Annotated in this window: 9 protein-coding genes; 4 read left to right on the top strand and 5 right to left on the bottom strand. The window is 49.5% G+C overall.

Annotation, left to right across the window (positions count from 1 at the left end; genetic code table 11):
* A partial coding sequence (locus MVG27_RS02810; protein WP_297556135.1) for an AMP-binding protein occupies positions 1 to 1,253 on the top strand: 1,253 nt, incomplete at its 5' end.
* Positions 1,254 to 1,332: 79 nt separating this feature from the next.
* Positions 1,333 to 2,580: an HD domain-containing protein gene (locus MVG27_RS02805; protein WP_297549215.1), complete on the top strand. Its 1,248-nt coding sequence runs from the start codon at positions 1,333 to 1,335 to the stop codon at positions 2,578 to 2,580.
* On the opposite strand, the gene MVG27_RS02800 is transcribed toward MVG27_RS02805, so the two are convergent.
* Positions 2,573 to 3,529, bottom strand: a complete 957-nt coding sequence (locus MVG27_RS02800) for a transcriptional regulator (protein WP_297549209.1) — start codon at positions 3,527 to 3,529, stop codon at positions 2,573 to 2,575. The genes MVG27_RS02805 and MVG27_RS02800 overlap by 8 nt on opposite strands.
* A 46-nt stretch (positions 3,530 to 3,575) precedes the next feature.
* Between MVG27_RS02800 and MVG27_RS02795 the strand changes: the two genes are divergently transcribed.
* Together MVG27_RS02795 and MVG27_RS02790 are read left to right on the top strand one after the other, a co-directional pair.
* Positions 3,576 to 4,109: a GNAT family protein gene (locus tag MVG27_RS02795; RefSeq protein WP_297549207.1), complete on the top strand. Its 534-nt coding sequence runs from the start codon at positions 3,576 to 3,578 to the stop codon at positions 4,107 to 4,109.
* Positions 4,110 to 4,193: 84 nt separating this feature from the next.
* Positions 4,194 to 5,270: a hypothetical protein gene (locus MVG27_RS02790; protein ID WP_297549205.1), complete on the top strand. Its 1,077-nt coding sequence runs from the start codon at positions 4,194 to 4,196 to the stop codon at positions 5,268 to 5,270.
* 44 nt (positions 5,271 to 5,314) lie between these two features.
* On the opposite strand, the gene MVG27_RS02785 is transcribed toward MVG27_RS02790, so the two are convergent.
* From MVG27_RS02785 to MVG27_RS02770, 4 genes are all read right to left on the bottom strand, one after another.
* Positions 5,315 to 5,965 carry a peroxiredoxin gene (locus MVG27_RS02785; protein WP_297556133.1) on the bottom strand — a complete coding sequence of 217 codons (651 nt, stop codon included), beginning with the start codon at positions 5,963 to 5,965 and terminating at the stop codon, positions 5,315 to 5,317.
* 223 nt (positions 5,966 to 6,188) lie between these two features.
* Positions 6,189 to 8,096 (bottom strand): molybdopterin-dependent oxidoreductase, encoded by a 1,908-nt coding sequence (locus MVG27_RS02780; RefSeq protein ID WP_297556132.1) that lies wholly within the window; start codon positions 8,094 to 8,096, stop codon positions 6,189 to 6,191.
* A gap of 6 nt (positions 8,097 to 8,102) precedes the next feature.
* Entirely contained in the window at positions 8,103 to 8,678 is a 576-nt protein-coding gene (locus tag MVG27_RS02775) for a hypothetical protein (RefSeq protein ID WP_297556129.1), read from the bottom strand.
* A 31-nt stretch (positions 8,679 to 8,709) separates the two neighbouring features.
* On the bottom strand, positions 8,710 to 9,443 hold a 734-nt coding region (locus MVG27_RS02770; protein ID WP_297556127.1), incomplete at its 5' end, for a DNA polymerase sliding clamp.

The raw sequence follows: 9,443 nt of genomic DNA, 5'->3' as shown, positions 1-9,443 counted from the left end.
TACTCCAGGGGTTCAAATACACTGTGGAAAAGGCCGTGGAAACGACACCCTTCTGGGCTGAGAAGTTTGAAGGTGTTGAAATTGAGAGCTTGACCCCCGAAGGGCTGGCAAAATTAACCAGAAAAGTCACAATAAAGCCCCATGATCTGTATAACCGGGAGAAAGTCTGGCCGGATTACATCAGGGAGGGAAGGATTTATCACGCGGTTATGCGAACCAGCGGGACGACGGGCAGGCCAAAGAGAATACCCTTCACAACGGACGACAAAAAACGAACCGCCCGCCAGATGAGGCCATGGGTGGAGGAGTACTTTGAGAAGGGAGAAAGGGTTGCGTCGTTCTTCCCCCCACTGCCGTCCTCCTCGGGAAACTTCGCCATCAGCGGGCTTGAAGTCAACAACGCGGGAGCATCTTATTTCCAGGTTCCAATAACGTATCTCCAGAATCGCGAGCTACTCCTGAGGGAGCTCGAAGATATAAAGCCAACCTCAATATGGGCGTTAACCGCTACCGCCTACAACCTCGGACTTATCCTTCCCGAGAAGCTCAAGGAGGATATAAGGACAATAGTCGTCGGCGGTGAAACCCTCACGCCTGAGCTAGCAAAGGCCACACTTGAGCTCTTCCCCAACGCGGTGATAATAGACAACTTCGGTTCAACTGAAGACGACGTGACTGGATTCCGCATCGTCACTGAAAAGGGTGCCAGCCCCTTCCGCTTTGAGGAGTCTATACTCGTGCTTGAGGAGACGGGCGATGAAGACTACCCCGAGTACAAGAGGCTCTACATCACGAAGGTCATGCGCGAGGGAGAACTTACGGGTTTGCCCCTCTTCAACTACGACATAGGAGACCTTGCGAGGCTTGAAAACGGGGAAGTCGTCAGTATAATCCGTGTGAAGGATGTTATTGTCCTCTCCGGTGCAAAGCTCCACATTGACCAGGTTATGGACATTGTTTACGGACATCCCTCACTTAAGGACTTTGTAATCCTCTACTACCCGCTCAGTCCCGAGAATCCAAGGCCAAAGGCAATCATAAGGGTTGCCTACGAGGGAGAAAAACCATCAGGTATAGAGGACGAAGTCAGGGAGCTCATCTATGAGGCCAACAATCCCGTTCGCTACGAGGTGGAGGAGGCCAAAACGTCGGAGCTGATAATAGAGGCGGTACCGCTTGAAAAACTGCGGGAGGACCTTCCCACAAAACCGGGCAAAACCAAGAGGATATACGTTGCTGGAAAGGACTTCTGATTTTTCCCTTTTTAACTCCATTGTCATAATGCCGAAAAGTTATTTAAGGCTTTTCTCAGATTTCCAGCCGGTGGTGGAAATGGGAAAGGCCAAGATTATCCACGACGGAATCCACGGGAGCATGAAGGTTACCGGTGTAATCCTCGACCTAGTTAAAACCCCCGAGTTCCAGAGGCTCAGACACATAAGACAGCTCGGTTTGGCGTACCTCGTTTATCCCGGAGCCAACCATTCTCGCTTCGAGCACTCCCTCGGAACGTGGCACATAGCAAAGCGCCTTGCGGATGAAGTTGGTCTGAATGAAGAGGAAAGCCTTCTCCTTCAGGTTGGGGCCCTCCTCCATGACATCGGCCACGGGCCACTGAGCCACACCTTCGAGGGAATCTACCGACACTACGTCAAAGAGAGGGACCACATGCGCCTCGGCCAGGACATCATAATGGGCAGGATAAACATAACCGGTGAGGAGGACGGGGGCAGGATTCCGGAGATACTTGAGAGTTACGGCATAAAGCCTGAGGAAGTGGCCGACCTAATCCTCGGAAAATCCAAGAAGCCCTACCTGGGCCAGATGCTCCACGGCGGTGTTGACGTTGACCAGCTTGACTACCTAATCAGGGACGCCCACTACACCGGCGTCGCCCACGGAATAATCGACCTCGAGAGACTACTCAAGGTTCTTGAAATACACGAAAACGAGCTTGTCGTTGATGAGAAGGGCGTTGAGGCCGTTGAGGGAATGATGGTGGCGCGCTCTCTCATGTATTCGCGCGTTTACTTCCATCACACTGTCAAGATAGCCGAGGGAATGCTGACGAGGGCCCTCGAGTTCGCGCTTGAAGAGGGTCACCTGTGGGACTTCTGGAAGATGACGGACTGCAGGGTTCTGGTCGAGCTTGAGGATTTGGAGGGCCTTCCTGCCGAGCTGACGAGAAAAGTCCTCCACAGAAAGCTCTACAAGGCCGCTGTCCTGGCAAGTGCCGAGGAGCTAACCCTGGAGGAGAAGAGGGAACTGCTGAGTGCCTATAGAAATGTGAAGAGGAGGCAGGAACTTGAGAGGGCTTTGGCTGAAAGCGTTGGGGCGAACGAGGGTGAAGTTATCCTCGAGTTCAGCATAGCGGATTTAATGCTCAGCGAGCCGAGGCTTAAGGAAACGGGGATAAAGGTTCTCCTTGAAAACGGCGAAGTTCAGCCCCTCTCAAAGGTAACCCCCCTCGCAAACGCATTGAAGAGGCGTCAGACCCCGAGGTGGGCCGTTTTAATAGCCTCTCCGGAGAGGTACGTCGAAAAGCTCCGTGAGGGCTGGAAGAAAGTCCTCTTCAGCTGAAAAGCTTCGCCTTTATCTCCTTTTTGAGTTCCTCAATCATCTCTATGAGCTCGTCTGCGTCTTTAACTTCCTTAAGGCTCTCCTTTGGGATGAGGGGCACTTCCTTAACGACCTCCGTTCTGGTCTTTTCGAGAATGAAAACGCCGTCGGAGTTGATTATCTTTCCAACCTCCGCAACCATCTCGGCCCTCTTGAGGGTGGAGCGCGTCTTCTTCTCGTCTATGCCGGTGAGGATTCTAAACTCCTCACCCTTCGAGACCGCGTTGAAGGGCGCCTTCTTGACCTTTACAAGGCCGAGGCCGAGGTGCTTCAACCTCTCAAAAACCTCCTTTTCCAGGGGGCTTTCCGGTTTGACGTCGAGTTTTGCCTCGACCTTTGCGTTGAGCACGTCAATGGGCTCCGCGAGGGGTTCGTCAAAGAGCTCCTCAAGTCTGATGGCCACATCAAGGGAAACCGCCTGCTCGCCCCTCTCGTAGTTCAAGAGCGTTTTCCTGGAAACCCCAAGCAGTCCGGCCAGCTCGTTGATTGAATAGCCGTGCCTCTCCCTGAGCTCCTTCAAAAGCTGGCCGTTTATCCTGACGTAGAGGCCCCCGCGCTCCGCAAAGATTGCCGGGAGCTCATTGTTCATGAAAACATCGTAGAGAGTCTCCGGCCTAAGGGCGTAGATTCCAAAGCGCTCGTAGACGACACCCTCCTCAAGTTCGGCGTTTTTTGAGCGAAGGCCAACGATGATGGGTGAAGCGTTGAAGAGCTTGGCGAGCCTCTTTAAATCCTCGGCCTGTTCCTCGGTGACCGTGTCTATGTTCGAGACGACCTTGATGAAGAGGAGAAGGACTAACCTACTCGCGACTATGTCGAAGCACGAGCCCCTGAACTCGAGGCGGGCCGTTTTATATCCAGCACTCCTCAGTATTGCCTCAACGGTTTTAATCAGTCTCTCCCTTTCCATCGGGTTTAAATACTCATAACCGCTTAATAAAGTTAAGGTGCTTCCCATGAGGCCCGTTATCCTGAAGGGTACTCTCGTTTCCCTCGCCGTTCCTGTAAGGGAAGACGTTAAAAAAGTGTGGCTCTGGTATAACGACCGCCAGGTGAGGCTTTTCCTAACGAACCCGGACGGAATCTTGTTCCTTGAAGATGAAGTTGAGTGGTATGAAAGGCTCAGACGCGAAAAGGAACGCAACAGAGTCTTTGCGATACTTGAGAATGCAACATCTTCTTTCGTTGGGTTTCTTGGCCTTCACAAAATAAACCACCGCGATGGAAACGCGGAGCTGGGCTATGTTATAGCTAGGGAACACTGGGGAAGGGGCTACGCCACGGAGGCAGTAAAGCTCGCCCTGATTTACGCCTTCGAGTGGCTTAACCTCAGAAAGGTCTACGCAAGAGTCTATGAGCCGAACGTCGCTTCAATTAGGGTTCTCGAGAAGAACGGCTTTGAACTCGCTGGAAGGCTGAGAAAACACCACCACGTCCCGGGTTACGGTTTTGTGGATGAGTTAATTTTCGAGAAGTTCAGAGAAGAATAGGGACACTGCCACAAAGGTGAAGAAACTTATTAATAAATTTTCAAAATTAACTTTTTATAAGTTCTACCAAATATTACATTGGTTATGCTTATGCCCCGCTCAAAAAGAACTCAATATCCTAAGAGGTTCTTAAAAGAAAAACCAAAGAAGCATTTGATGCATATTAACCAACAAAAAGAAACACTTCGGGTTGATATTTTGCTGTTAATATCTACTTTTTTATTTGGAATAACTGTGCAAATATTAGACAAATATGAAACTCTCAGCCCAGATTTCAAGGGGTTAATTCTTGAGAGTTCTATTCTACTTCTTTTTGGAGCATATCTATTTTTGCTAGCAAGTTGGGGCAAATCTATGAGTAGCAATGTAGCAAAAGACTATGAACAAATTGCCGTCATTCAACTTTTAATTTTAAATGGATTAACAGTGTCTGTACTTGTCTCTTATGCTATCTCATTACTTGGCACTAATGAGACCATACTTGGTCAAAATGAGGAAAGTATCTATGTGTTATTGTCTATTTCTCTCTTTGTAATTCTTCCGATGATTGCATACTCTCGCAGTCTTATTACCACTTTTGGAACAGTGTTAGGATTCCCATTATATGCACAGGGTCCTGATGTTCCGATAATATTGGGAGCAATGACTATGGCATTCTTTTTTATGATGATTTTCACAACGTTATTAGCATATTCCTCTAGGATATTAAATATTATAGCAATGGCAAGTATCTTTATTTATTTGCCCTACCTAAGCGTACGCACTAAGTACTCAACTGAAGTATTTAGAAGGGCTTATAGTCATTCTGTCTTAAAAAGATATATAGCTTATTCTCTGGGAATTTATAGGGCATACTTTTTTGTGATGGTGTTATCCATCATATATGATTACTTCAAAAACAGACTTTCTTTAGTGCTTGTAGCATCTATCTCTGTTATTGTTATATCAACATACATAATGTCACTATGTATAGAGAAATATCAATTTTCAATTCTAATTGGAATTATGTTTTTGGGGATATGCTTATTATTGGTAGTGTATATCATCTTTATTAGGAGTTTGTCTACATTGTTTGGAGCAGTATTTATAATATATATGACGTTTGTTTTCTCTTTTTTAGTCTTTGCATTGATAATGAAAGCTATAGACAAATTCATCTAGATGACTAGGAAGAAACAAAATATAATTAAAGGGAAAGGATTTATTCATTCAAGCTTCTTGTAGCAGAACCACCAGTCGTAGCACTCGATTTCGCCCTTGGCCTTGGCCTCTTCCCTGGCCTTCTTCTCCTCGATTGTGCTGGCCGGCGGAATGATGACCTTGTCGCCGATGAGCTCGTTCTCGGGCCACTTGTGTGGCAGAGCGACGCCCTTCTCGGTGCTTATCTTGAGGGCCTTGACGAGCCTAAGTATCTCGTCCCAGTCCCTGCCGACTTCGGCCGGGTAGTAGACGATGGCCCTTATGATGCCCTTGTCGTCAACGATGAAGACGGCCCTAGCAGTTATCGTTGCTCCGCTCGGAATCATGCCGAGCTTCTCGGCGAGCTCACCGCGGTCATCTGCTATGATCGGGAACTCAATCTCGACGCCGAGGTTCTCCTTTATCCACTCCATCCACTTGATGTGGCTGAAGACCTGGTCAACGCTCAGTCCAATCGGCTCGACGCCGAGCTCCCTGAACTTGTCAAGCCTCTTCTGCATGGCGTAGAACTCGGTCGTACAGACCGGGGTGAAGTCAGCCGGGTGGCTGAAGAGTATGAACCACTTGCCCTTCTCGGCGAAGTAGTCCGGGAGCTTTATCACTCCGTGGGTGGTCTTAACCTCAACCTCTGGGAACTTTTCTCCTATGACGACCATTTTTCATCACCTCTTCTTTTTGTGTGTCGTCTTCACTAAAATATGGTTGGGTTCGAATATATAAGCCTTTCGGTTCGTTTTTCACAACAAAACTCGACGAATATGCAATCAAGATATGAGGTCTTTGACGGGGAATATAAAACCGTGCACAGCTGGTCGTCATTGTGGAAAAAGCCCCATTTCAGCTTTGTCAGAAAGTGGACAGAAAAACCAGAATTTTGCCTCAAACTTTTTTCACATCAACCCATGTTGAATGATATGCGGAAGCGTTGCCGTAGTTTTGAACTGTCTCGTCAGTCGTCAGAAAGTTGGCGTTCCAGCCGAGCAGGGACACCCAGAATGCCTTGTACAGCAGAACAACTCCTCTGGGCACGTCTTCGCTTACTTTTACCCTCGTCCTGACCCTGCCACGGTCGTTGAAGACTTCCACTTCGTCCCCTTCGCTGATTCCCCTCCCCCTGGCATCTTCTGGGCTGATGTAAAGGTAAGGGTCTATCATTCCATAGGTGTTGTGGTACTGGCTCGTTATCGTCATCCTGTAGGTGGGCGTGAGAAGCCTGAGGGAATATTTTCCGCTGAATCGCCTGTATTCAGGAAAGGGACTTAGGTCCCTTTCAACGGCCCTCCTGGAGAAGAACTCGATTTTTCCGCTCGGCGTTTTCCACTTCCCGGGCCTCTCCGGAACCCTTACGAAGCCTTTTCTTTTCAGCTCTTCCCAGCTTAGGCCGTTAAACTCGAGGATTTTTCTTATAATATCCTCGTCGCTCTCGTAAAGGTGGGGATTTTTAATGCCCAACGCCCTCGCAAGCAGTCTCGTAACCTCGCTGTTGCCCTTCCCATAGAGCTTTGCAACGGGTTCGTTTAAAGCCACGTAGCGGTGGTAGTAGCTGTCGGCTATGTCAAGCCTCTCAAAAAAGGTGTTCGCCGGCAGAACAACGTCCGAGTAGAGGGCCGTATCTGTCAGAAAGATGTCGTGGGTAACGACGAAGATGTCGCTCTGCTTCAAAACCCTCCTCAACCTTTTCTGATTCGGCAGACTCGCGAGAGGGTTTGAGTTGTATACGTAAAGGAACTTAACATCTCCATTTTCGATGTACTCGGCCAGCTTCATCTGGGGGATTCTTCTAGCAGGCCTAGTCCTTAGAAAGGCCCCCTCGGCGTAGCTCTTGTCTATCGTTTTCATGTCGTAGATGAAACCGAAACGGTGGCCGACTAAAGCTGGAAGCATCGCTATGGCCCTGACCGCTTCACCTCCAGCTAAAGAACGCTGAAAGCCGTAGCCGATGTGGATTACGCCCCTCTTTTCGGCGTATTCTCTGGCAAAGACCTCTATATCCTCAACGCTCAGGCCTGTCTCTTTACTTACATAATCAAGCGATAGTGTTTTTACATAATTCCTGAATTCATCAAAACCATAAACGTTCTCGCGGACAAAGGCTCTGTCATAAAGCCCTTCCTCGATTATAACCTTGGCAACTCCCAAAGCGAGGAGAACGTCAGTATCAGGCCTTACCTGGAAGAACCTGTCGCTTCTCTTTGCGGTCTCAGTTCTAACCACGTCAACGGTCCATATTTCGAGACCGCTTCTTCTGGCCAGCATGAAGCCGTGGAGGTTCGTCCAGAATGCGTTTATCCCCCAGTAAATGATTAGCCTCTGGTTTTTGAGCTCCTCCGGGTCGAGGCCAACCGCCGTTCCGTAAACGTCCTTTAGAGCTTCCTGCCCGGCCCTATCGCAGATTCCATAATCAAGCATAGAAGCGTTGAGGTAGTGAAAGAGCCTGAGCGGGAAGGCGTAGTTCACGACACCCCTGTCGCCCGCGTATTGATAAACGAGAACGCTCTCGCTCCCATGCCTTGCAATGACCTCCCTCAGCTTTCTGGCTACGAGGTTTATCGCCTCTTCCCAGCTCGCTTCTCTGAACTTTCCGCTTCCCCTCTCACCGGTTCGGATTAACGGTTTCCTTAGCCTGTCTTCTGAGTGGAACCACTTCGGGAGAAGGGCGCCCTTTGGACAGAGGAAGCCCGCGGTTATCGGGTGTTCCGGGTTGGCTTTAACCCTGAGCCTTCCGTTCTTCAGCTCGCTCACCATCGAGCAGGTGTCGTAGCAGTCCCTCATGCAAACCGAGAACATAGGGCATCACAGTGAGAGCTTGACCCTGAGGGCAACATTCCTCTCAATGAGAACTCTTCCTATCTCCTCCGGGAGAACGGCCATATCCCACGCCTTAAAGGGCCCGTATTCCCTCATGTCGGGTCCGAGAATCGTGGGTAAATCGACGGTTACGATGTACGCCTCCTTGGGAGTCATCACGCCCGGTGTTCTCTCTCCTGTCTCCTCAGAAGCCGTGAGTTCTTTTTCGACTTCGATTTTGTCAACTTCCGGCAGTTCCTCCCTCTCAACAAAGGCCCTGAGGATTTTGAAAATCTTGAACTCTTCAGAGGTCATCTCAGCGGGTTTTCCTTCAACGGCGAGGTCCACTATCTTGTGGAGGCGGAGCTTGATTATCTCCCTCATGAGCTCCTCGGCAATCCGGAGCTGGGCCAGGTAAAGCCTCTCCTCGACGTTCTCACCTCTCTCACGGGAGTTTTCAGCGCTCAGTTTGAGAGCTTTGATTAGGCTGTCGAACTCGCGGTAGAAGTCGCCGTCAAGTTCCGTTAGCTCAACACTGGAGAGCTCCTGCTCAAGCAACTCCCTGAGCTTGACGATGTCCATGAGACCACCTCATAGAAAAGAAAGGAGAAAATCACTCCTCAACGCGAGGTGCAAGCAGGAATACGAGCTTTCCTTCGTCCCTAATCAGGTACTCCATCTGGAGGGGCATCTCGTTTCCGAAGCGAAGTATGACTTCATCGGCCTTTCCTATGCCCTTAATCATGTCGCTGAGGTAGCTGATGCCGTAGGCGCTCCTGGTTTCCTCCTCGACCTCAAGGTCAAGTAAACCTTCGTCCTCAAGGGTGAGCTTTATCTCGACCTCTTGAGTTTCGCCCTCGGCCTTCATTATAAACTCGCTCTCGGTTGCGATGAACTTTATGGCGTCGCTGACAAGGGAGGCATCCTTGACAGCCTCCTTGAGGACCTCTCCGAGAACGACGACCTTGGCCGTGAACGGAAGCTCTGGAAGTTCGAGCTCAAGCTCCTCAACGTCTATGAGCGGAAGGCGGAACGTTCTCTTTGCAGTTCCCTCAAAGGTTATTTCGAGGAAGTTCTCGTCACCTTTTCTGAGAATGAGCGTGTCCTTGGCCTTTCCGCGCTTGAGTATCTTCTTAAACTGGTCCATGTTGATTCCGATGGTTTCCGGTTCCTCAACCTCGTACTTTGAGAATATGCTCTCCGGCAGGTTCAAGTCAATGAGAACGACCCTGCTCGGGTCCATGGCGCGCATGCTTATTCCTTCCTCTGTGAATTTAAACGCTGCTTCATCTATGAGGTTGCTGGCTGTTGCTATCAAGCTGGCAAAGTCTTTAGCCCCATCAAAAA

Origin of the sequence: Thermococcus sp. (assembly GCF_027011145.1) — an archaeon.
Lineage (GTDB): Archaea > Methanobacteriota_B > Thermococci > Thermococcales > Thermococcaceae > Thermococcus.
The sequence above is the reverse complement of the archived record's forward strand: the minus strand, read 5'-3'. Positions and strand labels throughout refer to the sequence as shown.

What these genes read in the sequence shown, in the direction of transcription:
- MVG27_RS02800 (WP_297549209.1), bottom strand. Translation starts at nt 3,529, where the DNA reads ATGGAAAGGGAGAGACTGATTAAAACCGTTGAGGCAATACTGAGGAGT.
- MVG27_RS02805 (WP_297549215.1), top strand. Translation starts at nt 1,333, where the DNA reads ATGGGAAAGGCCAAGATTATCCACGACGGAATCCACGGGAGCATGAAG.
- MVG27_RS02775 (WP_297556129.1), bottom strand. Translation starts at nt 8,678, where the DNA reads ATGGACATCGTCAAGCTCAGGGAGTTGCTTGAGCAGGAGCTCTCCAGT.
- MVG27_RS02790 (WP_297549205.1), top strand. Translation starts at nt 4,194, where the DNA reads ATGCTTATGCCCCGCTCAAAAAGAACTCAATATCCTAAGAGGTTCTTA.
- MVG27_RS02780 (WP_297556132.1), bottom strand. Translation starts at nt 8,096, where the DNA reads ATGTTCTCGGTTTGCATGAGGGACTGCTACGACACCTGCTCGATGGTG.
- MVG27_RS02785 (WP_297556133.1), bottom strand. Translation starts at nt 5,965, where the DNA reads ATGGTCGTCATAGGAGAAAAGTTCCCAGAGGTTGAGGTTAAGACCACC.
- MVG27_RS02795 (WP_297549207.1), top strand. Translation starts at nt 3,576, where the DNA reads ATGAGGCCCGTTATCCTGAAGGGTACTCTCGTTTCCCTCGCCGTTCCT.